General features: G+C 69.1%; 18 protein-coding genes. 10 read left to right on the forward strand and 8 right to left on the reverse strand.

Features of this window, described 5'->3' with window-relative positions; translation table 11 throughout:
- The 3 genes from ACH413_RS28300 to ACH413_RS28310 all read right to left on the reverse strand — a co-directional run bounded on the left by ACH413_RS28300 (position 1) and on the right by ACH413_RS28310 (position 3,426).
- Positions 1-1,428 carry an ABC transporter permease gene (locus ACH413_RS28300; RefSeq protein ID WP_360043568.1) on the reverse strand — a complete coding sequence of 476 codons (1,428 nt, stop codon included), beginning with the start codon at positions 1,426-1,428 and terminating at the stop codon, positions 1-3.
- Between the two features lie 23 nt (positions 1,429-1,451).
- On the reverse strand, positions 1,452-2,225 hold the full coding sequence (locus ACH413_RS28305) for an ATP-binding cassette domain-containing protein (protein ID WP_360043496.1): 774 nt from the start codon (positions 2,223-2,225) through the stop codon (positions 1,452-1,454).
- Positions 2,226-2,301: 76 nt separating this feature from the next.
- Positions 2,302-3,426 carry a substrate-binding domain-containing protein gene (locus tag ACH413_RS28310; protein WP_360043493.1) on the reverse strand — a complete coding sequence of 375 codons (1,125 nt, stop codon included), beginning with the start codon at positions 3,424-3,426 and terminating at the stop codon, positions 2,302-2,304.
- Positions 3,427-3,672: 246 nt separating this feature from the next.
- Between ACH413_RS28310 and ACH413_RS28315 the strand changes: the two genes are divergently transcribed.
- On the forward strand, positions 3,673-4,461 hold the full coding sequence (locus ACH413_RS28315; protein WP_360043490.1) for a methyltransferase domain-containing protein: 789 nt from the start codon (positions 3,673-3,675) through the stop codon (positions 4,459-4,461).
- A 31-nt stretch (positions 4,462-4,492) separates the two neighbouring features.
- Here the strand turns inward: ACH413_RS28315 and ACH413_RS28320 are convergent, their stop codons facing one another.
- Complete coding sequence (locus ACH413_RS28320) at positions 4,493-6,178, reverse strand: DEAD/DEAH box helicase (protein WP_360043487.1); 1,686 nt, start codon at positions 6,176-6,178, stop codon at positions 4,493-4,495.
- A 141-nt stretch (positions 6,179-6,319) separates the two neighbouring features.
- On the opposite strand from ACH413_RS28320, the gene ACH413_RS28325 reads away from it, so the two are divergent.
- Positions 6,320-7,423 (forward strand): YihY/virulence factor BrkB family protein, encoded by a 1,104-nt coding sequence (locus tag ACH413_RS28325; RefSeq protein WP_360043484.1) that lies wholly within the window; start codon positions 6,320-6,322, stop codon positions 7,421-7,423.
- Between the two features lie 76 nt (positions 7,424-7,499).
- Here the strand turns inward: ACH413_RS28325 and ACH413_RS28330 are convergent, their stop codons facing one another.
- Positions 7,500-7,751 (reverse strand): DUF3039 domain-containing protein, encoded by a 252-nt coding sequence (locus ACH413_RS28330; RefSeq protein WP_090006425.1) that lies wholly within the window; start codon positions 7,749-7,751, stop codon positions 7,500-7,502.
- A gap of 31 nt (positions 7,752-7,782) precedes the next feature.
- Here ACH413_RS28330 and ACH413_RS28335 point away from each other — a divergent pair, with 31 nt between their 5' ends.
- Together ACH413_RS28335 and ACH413_RS28340 are read left to right on the forward strand one after the other, a co-directional pair.
- Entirely contained in the window at positions 7,783-8,673 is an 891-nt protein-coding gene (locus ACH413_RS28335) for a pseudouridine-5'-phosphate glycosidase (protein ID WP_360043481.1), read from the forward strand.
- Positions 8,670-9,548, forward strand: coding sequence for a sugar kinase (locus ACH413_RS28340; protein ID WP_360043478.1), 879 nt, complete (start codon positions 8,670-8,672; stop codon positions 9,546-9,548). The genes ACH413_RS28335 and ACH413_RS28340 overlap by 4 nt, the downstream gene beginning before the upstream one ends.
- 282 nt (positions 9,549-9,830) lie before the next feature.
- On the opposite strand, the gene ACH413_RS28345 is transcribed toward ACH413_RS28340, so the two are convergent.
- Positions 9,831-10,145, reverse strand: a complete 315-nt coding sequence (locus ACH413_RS28345) for a DUF3099 domain-containing protein (protein ID WP_360043476.1) — start codon at positions 10,143-10,145, stop codon at positions 9,831-9,833.
- Positions 10,146-10,222: 77 nt separating this feature from the next.
- On the opposite strand from ACH413_RS28345, the gene ACH413_RS28350 reads away from it, so the two are divergent.
- The 6 genes from ACH413_RS28350 (at position 10,223) to ACH413_RS28375 (ending at position 17,265) form a co-directional block, all read left to right on the forward strand.
- Entirely contained in the window at positions 10,223-11,731 is a 1,509-nt protein-coding gene (locus ACH413_RS28350) for a helix-turn-helix domain-containing protein (protein ID WP_360043473.1), read from the forward strand.
- Positions 11,732-11,741: 10 nt separating this feature from the next.
- Positions 11,742-13,229: a methyltransferase gene (locus tag ACH413_RS28355; protein ID WP_360043471.1), complete on the forward strand. Its 1,488-nt coding sequence runs from the start codon at positions 11,742-11,744 to the stop codon at positions 13,227-13,229.
- The gene (gene dtd, locus ACH413_RS28360) at positions 13,226-13,651 is read left to right on the forward strand and encodes a D-aminoacyl-tRNA deacylase (RefSeq protein ID WP_093599539.1); all 426 of its coding nucleotides are present in this window, start codon (positions 13,226-13,228) and stop codon (positions 13,649-13,651) included. The genes ACH413_RS28355 and dtd overlap by 4 nt, the downstream gene beginning before the upstream one ends.
- Before the next feature lie 250 nt (positions 13,652-13,901).
- A complete protein-coding gene (locus ACH413_RS28365) occupies positions 13,902-14,891 on the forward strand; it encodes a sigma-70 family RNA polymerase sigma factor (protein ID WP_090073384.1) in 990 nt (329 codons plus the stop codon).
- 273 nt (positions 14,892-15,164) lie between these two features.
- Positions 15,165-16,829, forward strand: a complete 1,665-nt coding sequence (locus ACH413_RS28370; RefSeq protein ID WP_396425326.1) for a fumarate hydratase — start codon at positions 15,165-15,167, stop codon at positions 16,827-16,829.
- Between the two features lie 55 nt (positions 16,830-16,884).
- Positions 16,885-17,265 (forward strand): glyoxalase, encoded by a 381-nt coding sequence (locus tag ACH413_RS28375; protein ID WP_360043465.1) that lies wholly within the window; start codon positions 16,885-16,887, stop codon positions 17,263-17,265.
- Positions 17,266-17,451: 186 nt separating this feature from the next.
- Here the strand turns inward: ACH413_RS28375 and ACH413_RS28380 are convergent, their stop codons facing one another.
- Complete coding sequence (locus ACH413_RS28380) at positions 17,452-17,988, reverse strand: hypothetical protein (protein WP_360043462.1); 537 nt, start codon at positions 17,986-17,988, stop codon at positions 17,452-17,454.
- Between the two features lie 139 nt (positions 17,989-18,127).
- Entirely contained in the window at positions 18,128-18,418 is a 291-nt protein-coding gene (locus tag ACH413_RS28385; protein WP_360043459.1) for a hypothetical protein, read from the reverse strand.
- Between the last annotated feature and the right edge of the window lie 94 nt (positions 18,419-18,512).

An 18,512-nucleotide genomic window follows, 5' to 3' on the forward strand; every position in this document is an offset into this window, starting at 1 on the left:
TCATCGGACCGCGGTGGCCGCCCGGCGGCGGGACAACGCGTCGACGCTCGCGGCGAGCAGCAGGACGAGACCGGTCACCATGAACACGACGGCGGAGGGCTGCTTGAGCAGGCCCATGCCGTTCGCGATGACCGCCAGCACCGCACCACCGATGACGGCGTCACGCAGCCGGCCCTTGCCGCCGAACAGCGACGTGCCACCGATGACGGCCGCACCGACCGACATCAGCAGGGTGTTGCCGCCACCGGCGTTCGGGTCGACGGAGCCGACCTTGGAGGAGTAGACGATGGCGCCGATCGCCGCCGCCGAGGAGGCGATGACGAAGACGCTCATCCGGATCTTCTCCACGTTGATGCCCGCGCGGCGCGCGGCCTCCTTGTTGCCGCCGACCGCGTAGAGGTGACGGCCGTAGCTGGTGCGGTCGAGCACGAACGTGCCGATCACCAGCAGGACGAGCACCAGCGGCACGACGTACGGCACGCCCGCGATCACCACGAGGGTGCTGGGCGACCGGTTCTGCGTCAGCGCGAACGTGGCGACCGCGGCCAGCAGCGCGAGGCCGCCGATCTTGGTCAGCACCAGCGCGGTCGGCTGGGCGACGAGTCCCTTGCGCAGCCGGGTGAAGTGCCGGTTGAGCACGAGGGCCGCGTAGCCGCCGACCGCGACGACGCACAGGATCCACGACCCGGCGGTGCCGATGTTGCCGTTGGCGACCTGGAAGATCGTGTCGTCGCGCAGGCCGAGCGTGCCGCCCTGGCCGATGAACTGCAGCACCACACCGCTCCACACGAGGAACAGCGCCAGGGTCACGACGAACGACGGGATGCCGATCTTCGCGACCAGGTAGCCGGTGATGCAGCCGATCGACGCGCCGACGCAGATCGCCAGCAGCATGCCGATCCACGCGTTCGCGGGGACGCCGAGCAGAGCGATGACCAGCGCGATGCCGGACAGCACGGCGCCGGTCCACAGGCGCATCAGCAGCGAGAGGCCGACCGCGAGGACCAGCCAGCCGCAGAAGACGTAGAAGACCCCGTCGCCCATGCCGCCGAGCAGGTTGCCGCCGTGGATCAGGTCCAGCGCCATCACCGAGGCCGTCACGCCGGACGCGGTGCCGGCGGACAGGTCGATCTCGCCGAGCAGCAGCACGAACACGAGGCCCATCGCGATGATGGTGATGCTGGCGCCCTGCTGGAGCAGGTTGGCGAGGTTGCCGAGGGTGAAGAACGAGTCGGACAGCGAACTGAACACGATGAGCAGCACGATCAGTCCGAGCAGAGCGGGCAGCGAGCCGAGCTCGCCGCCGCGGACACTGGACCAGTAGTCCCTGATGGCCTCGCCGGCGGAACGGGAGGTCGTGTCGATGCCGAAGTCGGAGATGGCGCCCTGCGGGGCCTCCGCCTCGTGCGTTTCGGTGGTGTCGGTCATGCTGCTCGCCTCTTCGGTACTCATCAGATCGTCGCCGCCTCGGGGCGGGCGATGCCCAGGTCACCGGAACGGCCGGCGGTGATCAGCTCGACCACCTGTCCGTGCGTGACGTCCTTGGTCGACACGACGGCGGCCATGCGGCCGAGGTAGAGGCACGCGATCTTGTCGGCGACCTCGAACACGTCGTTCATGTTGTGGCTGATCAGGACGACGCCCAGGCCCTGCTCCGCGAGGCGGCGGACCAGGTCGAGGACCTGGCGCGTCTGCGCGACGCCGAGTGCGGCGGTGGGCTCGTCGAGCAGCACGACCTTGCTGTTCCACAGCACGGCCTTGGCGATCGCCACGGTCTGGCGCTGACCACCGGACAGCGACGAGACCTGCGTGCGGACGGACTTGACCGTGCGCACCGACAGCGACGCCAGCGTCTTGCGCGCCGCCTGTTCCATGTCGGACTCGTCGAGCAGACCAGCCTTGGTGCGCTCACGGCCGAGGAACATGTTCTGGACGATGTCGAGGTTGTCGGCCAGAGCGAGGTCCTGGTAGACGACCTCGATACCGAGCTCGGCGGCCTCACGCGGGCCCTTGATGTGGACCGGCTGGCCCTCGAACAGGACCTCACCCGAGTCGGTCGGGTGGATGCCCGCGATGCACTTGACCAGCGTCGACTTGCCCGCGCCGTTGTCGCCGACGAGGGCAGTGACCTCGCCTGGGTTGACGTCGAGGTCGATGTCGTGCAGGACGTGCACGGGACCGAAGCTCTTGTTGATGCCGCGCAGCTCGAGAATCGGCTCGCTCACTGGGTTTCCTCCGGGGTAACACGCGGCGAGAGGCGGGGTGCGACTGACGCGCACCCCGCCCTCGTCACGAGCGGTCCTACTTGATGCCGAGCTCGGTGCAGGCAGCCTGGGTGGCGGCCACGCAGACCTCGGAGGCCTTGACGAAGCCGGAGTCCACGACGACCTTGACCTTGTCGCGGGTGATCAGCTGCGACGTGAGGAGAACGGACTTGACGTCGCGGCTCGCCTTGGTGTCCTTGGTGACGCCGGAGGCCAGCTTGTCAGCGCCCGCGGTGTCGCCCTTGGCGAGGAAACCGGCCAGCTTGGCAGCCGCCTCGGCCTCTTCCTTGATCGGCTTGAAGACGGTCATGTACTGGTCCTTGAGCAGAACGGCCTGCAGGCCGTCCGGGGTCGCGTCCTGACCCGTGACCGGCACCTTGCCGTTGAGGCCGACCTTCTTCAGCACGGTGATGATCGCGCCGGCGAGGCCGTCGTTCGCGGCGACGACGCCGTCGACCTTGCCGCCGTTGCCGGTCAGGATCTGCTCGAAGACCTGACCACCCTTCTGGTTGTCCCAGTCGTCGATCGGCTGCGACTGGACGAGCTTGAGCTTGCCCGAGTCGTACAGCGGCTTGAGGATCTTCTTCTGGCCGTCCGCGAAGAGGGTCGCGTTGTTGTCCGTCGGCGCGCCCTCGATCTCGATGACGTTCGCGCCCTGCGGAGCGTCCTTGAGCGCGTCGGCCATGCCCTGGCCCTGCAGCTCGCCGACCTTCACGTTGTCGAACGACACGTAGTAAGACGAGGAGCCACCGGTGTTCAGGCGGTCGTAGTCGATGACCTGAATGCCCTGGGCCTGCGCCTTCTTGGCGACGGAGGCACCGACCTCGCTGTTGGGCGTGGCGATGATCAGGACCTTGACGCCGTTGTTGATCATGCCGTCGGCGAGGGTGCTGAACTTCTGGACGTCGCCCTGGGCGTTCTGGATGTCGGGGTCGAGACCCTCGGCCTTCAGAGCGGCCTCGAGGAGGGGCTTGTCGAAGCCCTCCCAGCGAGCGGAGGTCTTGGTCTCGGGCAGGATCACGCCGACCTTCGCGCCCGTGCCGCTGCCAGTGCTCGTGTTGGTGCTGCCTCCGGTGTTGGAGGAGGTGTTGGCGCCGCATGCCGTAACCGTCAGGGCGAGGCCCGCGGTAACAGCGATGGAAGCGAGAGTCTTGCTGCGCATCCGCCATCCCTTTCACTGCGCTGTGTCACAGAGAATGTTGTGGCGCACAACGTATGCCTGACATATGCGTGACCGGAACCACACTGGATCGATTAAGTCGCAACGATGCGGTAACCCTGGCGAAATTTAGTCACTGAGAGTCGTGAGAGCGTTACCACCACGCTACTGATTCCAGCGGCGATATATCGGATATCGCCCGTGGCGAACACTCGCCTGTCACCTCCCGGACATCCCTAGGTTGGGTGCATGACCGTCGACAAGGAAGCCGCCGAAAGGCTGGCGAACTCGTTCGGTGCCGATGCGGCTCGCTACGACCGCACCCGTCCGACCTACCCGGACGAGTTGGTGCGGAAGATCATCGAGGTCAGTCCGGGGCCCCGCGTCGTCGACGTCGGCTGCGGCACCGGTGTCCTGTCCCGCCCCTTGCGTGCGGCCGGGTGCGAGGTGCTCGGCGTGGAGCACGACGAGCGGATGGCCGAGTTCGCCCGCGGCACCGGCGTCCCCGTCGAGGTGTCGAAGTTCGAGACCTGGGATCCCGCCGGCCGCGAGTTCGACGCCGTCGTCGCCGGGCAGGCGTGGCACTGGGTCGATGCCGAAGCTGGTCCGCGGCAGGTCGCACGGGTGTTGCGGCCCGGCGGGGTGTTCGTGGCGTTGTGGCACGTGTTCGCGCCGCCCGAGCCGATCGCCCAGGCCTTCATGGACGCCTACCGGAAGGCGGCGCCGGACATCCCGTTCCGCGTCGGCCAGAGCCGCGAGGAGGCGCTCGAGGCCTATCAGGCGGGCTGCGTGCGCACGGGTGAGGCGTTCGTCGGCACCGGAGCGTTCTCCCACGCCGACCAGTGGCGGGCGAGCTGGGAGCAGACCTACACGACGGCGGAGTACCTCGACCTCATGCTCACCATGGGCCCGATGGCCCTGCTCGGCGCGGAGCAGGTCACCGGGCTCCTCGACGACGTCGGCGGCGCGATCGACACGATCGGCGGCCGCTTCACGACGCACTACGACACGCTGGCCGTCGCCGTCACCCGCGGCTGATACATCGGATATCAGCCGCGGAGACCTGGCTCTACCAGGAGCGCAGGGTCGAGATCCGCTCTTCGAGCTGCTCGATGGTGGCCATCGCGGTGGGTGGCCCGCCGCAGTACTCGCGCAGCTGGTTGTGGATCTTGCCGTGCGGCTTCTTCGTGCGGTGGTGGTGCATCGCGACGAGGGTGTTGAGCTCCTTGCGCAGTGACGCGAGGCGTTCCTGCACGCCGACGGGCCGCGCCTCCCGCACCGCGACCTCGGGCTTGGGGCGCTTGGCGGCGGTCGCCATCTGCTCCTCCTGCCGCTGCAGCAGCAGGGTCCGCACCTGGTCGGGCTCCAGCAGCCCCGGCAGGCCGAGGTACTCCTGCTCCTCCGCAGAGCCCGCGAGGGTCGGGGCGCCGAACGACGAGCCGTCGAAGATCACCTGGTCGAGCTCGGCGGTGGTGCCCAGGGCCGTGAAGGCGCGTTCGTCCTCACCGGGTTCGTCCTTGGCCTGGTTGGCCGCCGCCATCAGCTCGTCGTCCCAGCCGTCCTTCTCGCGGTGCGGCTTGCCCAGGACGTGGTCGCGTTCGGCCTCCAGCTCGGACGCGAGCTGCAACAGCACCGGCACCGAGGGCAGGAACACCGAGGCGGTCTCGCCGGGCTTCCGGTTGCGCACGAAGCGGCCGATGGCCTGGGCGAAGAACAGCGGCGTCGACGACGACGTCGCGTAGACGCCGACGGCGAGCCGCGGCACGTCGACGCCCTCGGACACCATGCGGACGGCGATCATCCAGCGTTCGGTCGTCGCCGCGAACTCGGCGATCTTGCCGGACGCCTTCGGGTCGTCGGAGAGGACGAGCGTGGGGATGTGGCCCGTGACGCGCTGGAGCACCTGCGCGTAGGCCTTCGCGACGGTCTGGTCGGTGGCGATCACCAGGCCGCCCGCGTCGGGCAGGCCGTTCTCGCGCTTCTGGGTGAGCCGCTGGTCGGCGGCGCGCAGCACGGACGCCACCCAGTCGCCGGCCGGGTCCAGGGCGGTGCGCCAGGCCCTTGCGGTCTGCTCCTGCGTCAGCGGTTCGCCCAGGCGGGCGGTGAACTCCTCGCCCGCGCTGGTCCGCCACGACGCCTCACCGGAGTACGCCAGGAACAGCACCGGCCGCACCACGCCGTCGCGCAACGCGTCGGAGTACCCGTAAGTGTGATCCGCCTTGGACGTCTTGAAGCCGCCGTTGCTCTCCTCGTACTGCACGAACGGGATCGGCGAGTCGTCGGAGCGGAACGGCGTGCCGGTCAGGCAGAGGCGGCGCACGGCGGGCGTGAACGCCTCACGGATCGCGTCACCCCACGACTTGGCGTCGCCGCCGTGGTGCACCTCGTCGAGCAGCACGAGCGTCTTGCGGTTCTCGGTGCGTACGCGGTGCAACGTCGGATGGGCGGCGACCTGCGCGTACGTGACGGCCACGCCGTGGTAGTCGCGGGAGGTCATCGCGTTGGTGTTGCGGAAGTTCGAGTCGATGTGGATGCCCTGTTCGGCAGCCGCTTTCGCCCACTGGTGCTTGAGGTGCTCGGTGGGGGTCACGATCGTGACGGCCTCGATCGTCCGATCGGCCAGCAGCTCCGCGGCGACACGCAGTCCGAACGTCGTCTTTCCCGCGCCCGGCGTGGCGACGGCGAGGAAGTCCTTCGGCTTCACGGCCAGGTACTTGGTCAGCGCGCGGCGCTGCCATGCCCGCAGCGGTCGCATTGCTGCTGTCGCTGTCACAGACGTGTTTCTCCTCATTTATGCAGGTCAAACAAGGTAATACCCTCAGGCGGACGGTGGCCGAGGGCACCGCGACTGTACCTGTTCCGAGCGTCGATGCCGCGAAACGTGGCGGTATGCACCATGCTTGTCACTGCGATGGGTTCGCCTTCCGACAACGACGCACGCAGGTCCGGCCGCAAGGGGCCGCTGCGTCTACTTGCGCGCACGCTGTCGAAGGCGTGGCAGGGCAACATCTTCTCAGAAGCCGCCGAGGCCGCGTTCTGGCAGACGCTGTCGTTCCCGCCACTGCTGCTCGGCGTGCTGGGTTCGATGGGCTGGATCGGCACCTGGTTCGGCCCCGAGATCGTCCTCTCCGTCCAGGAGAAGATCATCGGATTCACCCGGACGATCTTCAGCGCGGACGTCGTCAACGGCGTGATCCAGCCGACCGTCGCGGAGATCCTCTCGACCGGCAAGGGCGAGATCGTCTCCATCGGCTTCCTGATCTCGCTGTGGGCCGGGTCGTCTGCCATGTCGTCGTTCGTCGACGCGATCACGGTCGCCCACGGCCAGTACGGCGTGCGCAACGAGCTGTGGCAGCGGATCTTCGCCCTGCTGCTCTACATGATCTCCCTGGTGGCGCTGGTGATCGGCCTGCCGGTGCTGGCGCTGGGCCCGGACGTCCTGCCGCAGTTCTTCCCGACGTCCTGGCAGCCGTACATCGCGACGTGGGTCGGCCGGTTCTACTACCCCGGCGTGGCGCTGCTGCTGGTGCTGTCGCTGTCGCTGCTCTACAAGGTCGCGTTGCCGCGAAGGCTGCCGTACCACCGCGTCCTGCCGGGCGCGATCCTCGCGATGGCGGTGTTCATCCTGTCGTCCATCGGGCTGCGCCTGTACATCCAGTGGATCACCACCACCGGCTACACCTACGGCGCGCTGGCGACACCGATCGCGTTCCTGCTGTTCGTGTTCTTCATCGGCCTGGCCATCACGATCGGCGCGTACTTCAACAGCGCCATCCAGGACATGTGGCCCGCCCGCATGACCCGCCGCCAGCGCCGCCGCTGGCGCAGGCTCGAGATGGAACGCGCGGCGTCCCGCATCCGCGAGGAGACCGCGCAACCCAAATCGGAAGCGACCGACACGGTCTACTCCGCGCCCTCCCCCGCCGACACGCAGCTGACGACGCCGCTCAAGATCCAGGAGCAGCGGTCCCACTCGGAAGAGGAGAAGCAGCGGGGCTAGCGGGCACGAGAACAGCAGCGCCCGACGTCTCGAGTCGACTCGAGGCGCCGGGCGTGTGAGGTTCTGGGGCCGAGGCTCAGTCGCCGTCTCCGCCGGGAGGCAGGTTCTCGTAGATCTTCTTGCAGTCCGGGCACACCGGCGAACCGGGCTTCGGCGACCGCGTGACCGGGAAGACCTCGCCACACAGCGCGACCACGTGCGTGCCCATCACGGCGCTCTCGGCGATCTTCGCCTTGCGCACGTAGTGGAACATCTTCGGCGTGTCGTCCGAAGACTGGTCGGTCTCGTCCGGCCGTACGTCGACCTCAGGAAGAGTCTGGGTGCTCACGCGCCCAGGGTACCTGGGATGATGTCCCCTCGTGACCACGCTGCACATCGCCGATGAAGTTGCCGCCGCACTGGCCGAGAACCGGCCCGTCGTCGCTCTTGAGAGCACCATCCTGTCCCACGGCCTGCCCGCGCCGCGCAATCTGGCCGTCGCCGCACGCCTGGAGAAGGTCGTGCGGGAGGCCGGCGCCGTCCCCGCGACGATCGCCGTGCTCGACGGCGTGCCCCACGTCGGCCTCACCTCCGCCGAGCTCGACCGCGTCTGCAACGCGGGCGACCTCGTGAAGCTCTCGTTGCGCGACCTGGGCCCCGCCTACGCCCTGGGCCGCAGCGGCGCGACGACCGTGGCCTCGACCACTGCCCTGGCCCACCAGGCGGGCATCCGCGTCTTCGCGACCGGCGGTCTCGGCGGCGTGCACCGCGGCGCGCGCGAGACGTGGGACGTGTCGGCCGACCTCGACGTGGTGGCGACGACGCCGGTGCTGATCGTCTGCTCGGGCGTGAAGTCGATCCTGGACATGGGCGCCACCCTGGAGGTCCTCGAGACCCGTTCGGTGCCGATCGTCGGCTACCAGACCTCGCGCTTCCCCGCCTTCTACCGCCGCGAGTCGGAGTTCGACGTCCCGTGGCGCGTCGAGACCGCCGCCGAGGCCGCCGCCGTGTTCGCGGCCGGCGGTCGCGGCATGCTGCTGGCGAACCCGATCCCCGCCGCGTTCGAGATGGAAACGGCCCTGCACGACCGCTTGCTCGCCGAGGGCCTGCAAAAGCTCGTCGACGGGGACGTGCGCGGCAAGGACGTCACGCCCGTCCTGCTGGAGCACTTCCACACCGCGAGCGAGGGCGTCAGCCTCGACGCCAACGAGGAACTCGTCGTCAACAACGCCTCGGTCGCCGCCGCTGTCGCCGTTGAGCTGTTCCGATGAGGCCGATCGTGGTCGTCGGTGACGCGGGCCTCGACGTGGTCGCCCGCCACTCCGGCCCCATCGCCCACGGCGGCGACGTGCGCGCGAAGGTCACCATCGAGCCCGGCGGCGCCGGCGCCAACACGGCCGTGTGGCTGGCCGCGTGCGGCGCCTCACCGGTCCTGGTGGCCCGCGTGGGCGCCGACTCGGCCGGACGCCAGGTCCACGCCGAACTCACCCACGCCGGCGTCCAGTGCGCCTTCGCGGTGGACCAGGACCTGGCGACGTGCTGCGTGGTCGTCCTGGTAGACGAGAACGGCCAGCGCTCGATGCTGCCCGACCGCGGTGCGAACGCCCGCTTCTCCCCCGCCGACCTCGACCTGGGCCTGCTCACCGGCACCGACGGCCACCTGCACCTGTCCGGCTACGTGCTGCTCGACGCCACCTCACGCCCCGCCGGCCTGGCCGTGCTCGAAGCCGCCCGCACCGCGGGCTGGACGACGTCCGTCGACCCGCAGGCGGCCGTCCTGATCCACTCGGCCGAGGCGTTCCTCGAGGACGTGCGCGGCGTCGACTTCCTGCTCCCCAACGCCGACGAACTCCTAGCCCTCACCGGCTCCTCCGAACCGGCCGCGGCGAAGTCCCTGCTGTCCCACGTCGGCGCCGTCGTGGTCACCTCGGGCCCTGACGGAGCGGCGTGGGTCGACGCCGACGAGCTGATCTCAGTCCCCGCTGAAGTCACCGAGTGCGTCGACTCGACCGGCGCGGGCGACGCCTTCGACGCGGGCTTCCTCGCGGCCTGGCTGTCCGGCGCGTCCAAGCGCGACGCACTCCTCGGCGGTGTCCGGGCAGGCTCTCGCGCGGTCAGCGTCGTGGGCGCCCAACCGCCCCGCTAGCACCTGGGTCCAGCCGGTATATCAGCTCACCGCTGATATACCGGTGCCCTTCGCACGCCCTGCGAACCTCGCCGCCGAGGCCATCGGCCCAGGTCGCGGTGTCCTCCTCAGCCAGTCGGATGCAAAAAACGTTTGCGGACGTCCGCAAAAGACTCATTGCAAAGGCGGGGCGAGCAGGGACGAGCCCTAGCAACGAGACGTTTGCGGACGAAGTCCAAAGAGTCATTGCAAAGGGGTGGGCGGCGTTCGGCGACGGCCTGGTCGTGCGGGATTCGCGGAGGGTCAGCCGTCGATGACGGTGGTGCTCTTCTGGGCGATGGCGCGGCGCTCGACCTCGTAGCGGTTGGCCTTCTCGGTCTTGCGCGGCGGCCTGTCGTTCGCGATCAGCACTGCCATCCACGGCAGCGGCACGGACAGCACGATGAAGAACAGGGCGAGCCACCAGGTGTGAGCGAACAACGCCGCGAGGATGAGGCACGGGAAGCGCAGGCTCATCATGATCGCGTACTTGCGGCGCCGAGCGGCGTGCTGTTCCTCGTAGGACGGGGCCGCCTCGGTGATCAACACCGGGGTGTCGTTCCGGTCGGGACTGCTCACGACACCACCTCCACGTGTCTCATGCTCCCACGTCCGAGTGACCGCCGGGACACCCGGTCGGCGGTTAACATCCGCGGGTGGTCGCCCTTGATCGCCTCGTGGACGTGCTCGGCAGTCTGGGCACGCATCTGGCCTGCGCGCCGAGGGGCCGTGACGCCGAACTGCGCGGGGTGGCCCTGCACGATCCAGCGGAGAACACGCCGGCCGCGGCGGGCGACGTGCTTCTCGGGCTGGGCACGCCATCAGTGGCCGCCGCGGCGCGTCTGGTGTCCTCCACCGCGGCTTCCGCCGTCGTGTTGCACGGGAGGCCGCCGCTCGACGAACGGGTGATCGCCGCGGCCAAGAAGTCCGGTGCGGCGGTGTTGCTCGTGGATCCCTCCGTGCCGTGGGGGCAGCTCGCGAACGTCACGCAGACGCTGGTCAACGGCGGTACGCGGACCGGCGACCTGTTCGGTCTCGCCGACGTCATCGCGGGTGTCGTGGGCGGGCCGGTGACGATCGAGGACCAGCAGTCGCGGGTGCTCGCCTACTCCTACCGGCAGGAGGACGTCGACCCCGTTCGCGTGCAGACCATCCTCGGGCGGCGCGTTCCGGAGGAGGCGCGGCGGGCGTTGGACGAGTTCGGCGTGTTCACGCACCTCGCGTCGTCGGACGAGCCGATCTTCGTGCCCAAGCTGACCCCGCAGCTGGGCAACCGGCTCGTCGCCGCGGTGCGGGCGGGCCGTGAGCTGCTCGGGTCCGTCTGGGTCGAGGTGACGGGGCCGGTCGACGCCGCCCGGAGCGCCGCGCTGGTCGACGGGGCGCGCACGGCGGCGTTGCACCTGCTGCGGTCGCGGGCGTCGACCGACCTCGAACGCCAGGCCGAGGCGGACCTGGTGATCAGGCTGCTCGAACACCCGGAATCAGCCGACGTCGTGCGCCTGGGCCTGCCGTCCGCAGACCTGCGGGTGATCGCGGTCCAGGCCCACGCGGGTGAGGGCGAGCACGGGGCGGCAGTGCTCGCGTTCCAGCGGGCCACCGCGGGCTTCGGCTGGTCGCGGCCGGGGCGCAGCGCGCTGTTCGGCAACGTGCTCTACACCGTCATCCCGGCCGCCGACGACGCCGTCGGGTGGGTGAGGTCGCTGGTGCGCGAACTGCCCGCCGAGGCGACGGTGCTGGCCGGCATCGGTGGTCCGGCCGAGGCAACGCAGCTGCCGACGTCACGGCAGGAAGCGGATGAATGCCTCGCGCTCTCCACCGGTACACCCGTTGTGTACGACGACGAGTGGGCGCAGGTCCTGCTGCACCGGCTCGCCGCCGTCGCCGAGGCTGGACGGCTGCCTACCCGCGGGCCGATATCCAATATATTGCGATACGACGCCGAGTACGGGACGCAGTACGCGACGACGTTGAGGGCGTGGCTCGCGGCTCAGGGCGACGTGCGGGCGGCGGCGAAGGAGCTCAACGTGCACCCGAACACGTTGCGGTATCGCATGCAGAAGATGTCCGAGGTGACGCCGCTCCCCCTCGACGATCCCGATCAGCGGCTCGCGATGGCCATCGCCCTCCAGATCACCCTCCAGAACTCCCGCCAGATCTCACGGTGACCTGGGCGGCGTGAAAGCATCTCCACCCGTGCACCCCGATCTTTCTGTTGACCTCTGCGCCCGTTTGCGCGGGGCGTTCGAGACCGCCGGCTACACCGCGGACGGCGTCGTGGAGGCCCTCGGCGCCCAGGCCCACTCCGCTCTCGGCCGCGGTGAGCCCGAACCCGCCCGCCGCGCGAGCAAGGACGCCGGGACGCTCGGCACGCTGATCCGCCTCTTCCTGCTGGGCGACCACGAGCCGGAGCAGGACGTCCGCAAGGCGCTCGACGGCGTCGGCATCGACGACCTCGTCACCAACGAGGTCCTGGCCCCCGCCCTCGACGCGGCGAGTCTGAAGGCCGGGCTGGACGTGCGGCCGTACGAGGACAACTGGTGGGTCATCGCCGACCTCGACTCCGACCTGCGCGGCAGCGCTGTCCCCGAAGACCACGTGCTCGGCGTCGGGCACGCGTCCATCAGCCTCGCCCGCGCGACCAAGCGCACGCCGGTCGGCACTCTGCTCGACCTCGGCACCGGCTGCGGCGTCCAGGCGCTGCACGCCAGCACGCACGCCGAGCGCATCACCGCGACCGACCTGTCCGAGCGCGCGCTGAGGCTCGCGCAGGGCACGTTCCGCATCAACGGGCTCGACGTGGAGACGCTGCAGGGCGAGTGGTTCGGCCCGGTCCGCAACCGTCGGTTCGACCAGGTCGTGTGCAACCCGCCGTTCGTCGTCGGCCCGCCGCGCGTGGACTTCGTCTACCGCGACTCCGGCCTCGGCGGCGATGACGCGTCGGCGCTGGTCATCCGGCAGCTGCCCGCGTTCCTCAACGAGGGCGGCGTCGGCCAGCTGCTCGCGTCGTGGGTGCACCGCAGGGGTGAGGACTGGGAGGAGCGCGTCTCCGGCTGGCTGCCTCGCGGCGGCATCGACGCGTGGTTCGTGCAGCGCGACATCGCCGAGCCCGCCCTGTACGTCGGCACGTGGCTCAAGGACGCGGGCGTCGACCCGCGCAGCCCCGAGGGACGGCAGAAGGCCGCGGCGTGGCTGGACTGGTTCGAGGAGAACGACGTCCAGGGCGTCGGCTTCGGCTACGTGACGCTGCGACGCACCGACGAGATGCACTCCCAGGTCATCTGCGAAGACCTGCGCCACGCCTACGACGACCCGCTGGGTCCGGAGGCGGCGCGCTGGCTCGACAACGTCGCGTGGCTGCGCGCGAATCCCGATCTGCTGAGCCGGCGGTTCCGGGTCGCCGACACCGTTCTGCTCGAAGAGGTGTCCGAGGCGGGCGACGAGGGCTGGCGCAAGGTCGTCGCGCGCCTGCACCGCACGGACGGGCCCGGCTGGCAGCACGAGGTCGACGAGGCGACCGCGAAGCTCGTCGCCGGTTGCAACGGCTCACTGCCGTTGGAGGACCTGCTCGCGCTGCTCGAGTTCGCTTACGGAGAAATCGACGCGGAAGCGGCCTTGCCGATCGTTCGTGATCTCATCCGGCACGGAATGTTGATTCCCGCGTGAAAGCAGTTGTGGCGCGCGTCACAGAAGCGAGTGTCGAAGTCGAAGGGGCGATCGTCGGCGCGATCGACGAGCCCGGATTGCTGGTGCTGCTCGGCGTCCATCACGACGACACGGCCGAGCACGCTCGCAAAATGGCGCAGAAGCTGCACGGTCTGCGCATCCTCGACGACGAGCAGTCGTGTGAGTCGACCGGTGCTCCGTTGCTGGTCGTCAGCCAGTTCACGCTCTACGGGGACACTCGCAAGGGCCGCCGTCCGTCTTGGACGGCGGCCGCCCGGCCCGAGCACGCGGAACCGTTGGTGAACGCCGTCGTGCAGGAACTACGCCAAAAGGGCGCGCGCGTCGAAACGGGACGATTCAGAGCCGAGATGAAGGTACGGAGCGTGAACGACGGTCCGTTCACGGTGATCGTCGAGCTCTGACTAAACGGTTCTCAGCCAATCCTCAGATTAGTCGCGCAACCGCTGTGACAGCGATGACGTCTTCAGGTCATGGAAGTCGGGAACGAATTCGGAATCGTCTTCGTTACCCAGGTATCAGCCAGCTAGCGATGGGATCCCGAGCGGGCCCGCCGCAACCGGCAACCAGGGCGCAGCGCCGCGCCGCCTTGACCGCCACGCGCGACTGTCCTGACCGACAGCAGCGTCGCCCGCACCAGGGGGAGGGAGATCCATGACCGTCACGAGGATCTCCGACCGTGAAGTCGGAGAGAACACGCCCACCGTCGTCGAGCACGAACTCGACGCGCAAGGACCAGCAGCCGACCTCGTTCGAGTCTACCTGAACGGAATCGGCAAGACCGCGCTCCTCACCGCTGAGGAGGAGGTGGAGCTCGCGAAGCGCATCGAGGCAGGTGTGTTCGCGCAGCACGTCCTGGAGACGGCCAAGCGCCTCACCCCCACCCGCCGCGACGAGATGGGGGCGCTCGTCCGCGACGGCCGCCGCGCCAAGGACCACCTGCTCAAGGCCAACCTGCGCCTCGTCGTGTCGCTGGCCAAGCGCTACACGGGCCGTGGCATGCCGCTGCTGGACCTGATCCAGGAAGGCAACCTGGGCCTGATCCGCGCGGTCGAGAAGTTCGACTACACCAAGGGCTTCAAGTTCTCGACCTACGCGACGTGGTGGATCCGCCAGGCCATCACCCGCGGCATGGCCGACCAGGGCCGCACCATCCGCCTCCCCGTCCACCTCGTCGAGCAGGTGAACAAGCTCGCGCGGATCAAGCGCGACCTGCACCAGACGCTCGGCCGCGAGGCGACGAACGAGGAACTCGCGAAGGAGGCCGGCCTCAACCCGGACAAGGTCGCCGACCTGCTCGACCACGCGCGTGACCCGGTATCGCTCGACATGCCGGTCGGCACGGAGGAGGACGCTCCCCTCGGTGACTTCATCGAGGACTCGGACGCCACCGACGCCGAGAGCGCCGTCATCTCCGGGCTGCTGCAGGACGACCTGCGCCGCGTTCTCGCGACGCTGGAGCCGCGCGAGCAGGCCGTGATCCGGCTGCGCTACGGCCTCGAGGACGGCCAGCCGCGCACCCTCGACCAGATCGGCAAGCGGTTCGGCCTGTCGCGCGAGCGGGTGCGCCAGATCGAGCGCGAGGTCATGTCCAAGCTCCGTCAGGGCGAACGCGCCGCGAAGCTGCGGGCCTACGCCTCGTAGTCCCGGAGTCGTCACGGTCGGGTCTCACCCGACCAGCAGTATTGACTTGTGACTCAACTCACGGCACGGTCGGGCGTTACCAGAGCCACGCGACGCCCGTCGTGAGTCGGGTTAGCACGCGAAGGAAGGTCGGGACGGCCGGGGGCCGCCTCGGCCTTCCGCGTTTGCGGGCCTCGCAAGAAGCACGGTTGCGAAGAACACGGTGGACGGGGACCAGTACGTCCCTTTGATGGCGGTACGGTTTTCTGATCCGAACTGCACACCGTTGGAGTTGTGTACCCCGTGCCCACCACATTCGAGTACACCGACGTCCTCCCCCTCGCGAAGGACACCGAGACCGAGTACCGCCTCGTCACCTCCGACGGGGTCAAGCTCATCGAGGCCGGTGACCGCAAGTTCCTCGAGATCGCGCCCGAGACGCTGACGCTGCTCGCGAAGGAAGCGATCCGGGACATCCAGCACCTGCTGCGCCCGTCGCACCTCGCCCAGCTGCGCAAGATCATCGACGACCCCGAGGCCTCCGGCAACGACCGCTTCGTCGCCATGGACCTGCTGCGCAACGCCGCCATCTCGTCCGGCGGCGTGCTGCCGATGTGCCAGGACACCGGCACGGCGATCATCATGGGCAAGCGCTCCGAGACCGTCCTGACCGGCGGCGACGACGAGCAGGCGCTCGCCCGTGGCGTCTACGAGGCCTACCAGGAGCTCAACCTGCGCTACTCGCAGATGGCTCCCGTGACGTTCTGGGACGAGAAGAACACCGGCACGAACCTGCCCGCGCAGATCGAGGTGTTCCACAAGCCCGGCCAGGAGCCCGTCTACGAGTTCCTGTTCATGGCCAAGGGCGGCGGTAGCGCGAACAAGACGTTCCTCTACCAGGAGACGAAGGCGGTGCTGAACCCGAAGCGCCTCGCGTCGTTCCTGGACGAGAAGCTGCGTTCGCTCGGCACCGCCGCGTGCCCGCCGTACCACCTCGCGGTCGTCGTCGGTGGCCTGTCCGCCGAGCAGAACCTGAAGGTCGCGAAGCTCGCCTCCGCCCGCTACCTGGACAACCTGCCGTCCGAGGGCTCGGCGGTGGGCCACGCGTTCCGCGACACGGACCTCGAGCAGCAGGTCCTGGAGCTGACCCGGAACTTCGGCATCGGCGCCCAGTTCGGCGGCAAGTACTTCTGCCACGACGTGCGCGTCATCCGGCTCCCCCGGCACGGCGCGTCCCTGCCGGTCGGCATCGCGGTGTCGTGCTCGGCGGACCGCCAGGCCAAGGCCCGCATCACGGCCGAGGGCGTGTTCCTGGAGCAGATGGAACGCGACCCGGCGCGGTTCCTGCCCGAGATCGAGGGCGAGGACCTGTCCGACGAGGTCGTCAACATCGACCTCACCCGCCCGATGACGGAGATCCGCGACATCCTCACCAAGCTCCCGGTGAAGACCCGCGTCTCGCTGACCGGTCCGCTGGTCGTGGCCCGCGACATCGCGCACGCCAAGATCAAGGAACGCCTGGACGCCGGCGAGGAGATGCCGCAGTACCTCAAGGACCACCCGGTCTACTACGCCGGCCCGGCCAAGACGCCCGAGGGCTACGCCTCCGGTTCGTTCGGCCCGACCACCGCCGGCCGCATGGACTCCTACGTCGAGCAGTTCCAGGCCGCGGGCGGCTCGCTGGTGATGCTCGCCAAGGGCAACCGCTCCAAGCAGGTGACAGACGCCTGCTCGTCGCACGGCGGCTTCTACCTGGGCTCGATCGGTGGCCCGGCGGCGCGGCTGGCGCAGGACTGCATCCGCAAGGTCGAGGTGCTCGAGTACCCCGAACTGGGCATGGAGGCGGTCTGGAAGATCGAGGTCGAGGACTTCCCCGCGTTCGTCGTGGTCGACGACAAGGGCAACGACTTCTTCGCGGAGACGTCGACCCCGACCCTGCAGATCAGTTTCCGCCGCTAGATCTCCTCAGCTGTCCCGAAGCCCCCGGTCAAACAGTACGGTTGTCCCGTATTCGTTGATCGGGGGTTTCGCGTTGATCCACCACGTGCAGGTCACCTGTCCGGCGGGAGCCGAGGACGAGCAGCGCGCGTTCTACACGGGCGTGCTGGGCTGGACCGAACTGCCCAAACCACCGCTGCTCGCCGCGCGCGGCGGCTGCTGGTTCGCGGTACCCGGCGGCGGCGAGATCCACGTCAGCGTCGAGGCCGACTTCCGCCCCGCACGCAAAGCGCACCCGGCGTTCGTGGTCGACGTGACCGCGGTGGCCGAGTCCGTGGCGGCAGCGGGCCACCCGGTCGTCTGGGCCGATCCCGCGGAGATCCCCGGCCGTCTCCGCTTCCACACGTTCGACGCCGTCGGCAACCGCGTGGAGTTCCTCGCCGACGCCGGAAACTGATATATCGGCTCGCTCACCCAGGCTCGCTTCCACCCTTTGCAACAAGTCTTTTGCGGACGAAGTCAAAAGAGTCATTGCTAAGCCGCAGGTGAGCGAGGGTGCGGTCGAGCGCTGGGACGGCGCACGCGAGGGCATGGTGCGCCGCCCCAGTGCCTGACGACCGCGAAAGTGCGAGGTGTTGAACGCTCAGCCGGTTTCCTCGCGGGACTCGAGGACCAGGCGGCGGTTGCCCAGAGGCGCGTCCAGGCGAACGGTCAGCGGCACCTGCCGGACCTCCTGGGTGCAGACGGTGCCGGCGGGCTGCTTGGTGATCGTGACGAGCGTGATCTGGACGACGTCGGCCGACTGGCCGGTGATCTCGGCGCGGGCCTCCTTGCAGCCCCCGCCGACGCCGAAGACCTCGACGTCACGGCCGTCGCCGAAGACGTAGGCCTCGTCGCGGTAGGTGTCTGACAACGATGTCGTGTCGACCTTCTCCTTCGCCACGGGCGTGACGTTGGGCGGGACGACGGGCTTCTCCTCCGAGATCGAGACCGGAGGCTGGACGGGAGCGGTGGGGTTACCGCTCGACGAGCCCGTGCCGGGGGTGCCGCTCGAACCGGGCGCGGTCGTGCCCGTGGGCGCTCCGCCCGACGAGCTGGAGCCGGGTGCGCCGGACTGCGTGCCGGACGAGCAACCGACGAGCACGACGGCGAGAGCAACGGCTGCGACGGCGTTTCTCATGCGCACCATCCTCGCAAACCGGGACACGAAGTCCCTGTCAAATGTCCTGCGACCTGTCCGGTCGAACTTTCACCGCGAAACGAGAAGAGATGCCCGGCCGGCGGGGCAGATGCCGGCCGGGCACCGTGGGGAGGAAGGTCTACTTCTGGTCCTGCCGCGACGTCAGCACGACCGTGCGCTCGCCAAGGGGCTCGGAGAGCTGCACCGTCAGCGGAGGGAAGCGGATGTCCATAGTGCACATCTGCTTGGTCAGCGGCAGCGTCTCGAGGAGCTCGATCTTCACCGTGGAAGCGTTCTGCTCCAGCACGGACGCGCTCGCCTTGCCGCATCCGCCCTCCTGGGCGACGACTCCGACGGTCTTCCCGTCGCCCTGTGTCCACACGGTGCGCGGATAGTCCGGCGTCAGACCGTTGGCATCGAGCTTCGTCACGGGTTTACCGTCCGGCGGCACTTCTCCTGGCGCGATGTTCGGGGGCACTTCGGAGGACGAGGTGGCGGTCGGCAACTCCTGACCGCCACCTGCT

The organism is Lentzea sp. NPDC020367 (assembly GCF_044387305.1).
Lineage (GTDB): Bacteria > Actinomycetota > Actinomycetes > Mycobacteriales > Pseudonocardiaceae > Lentzea.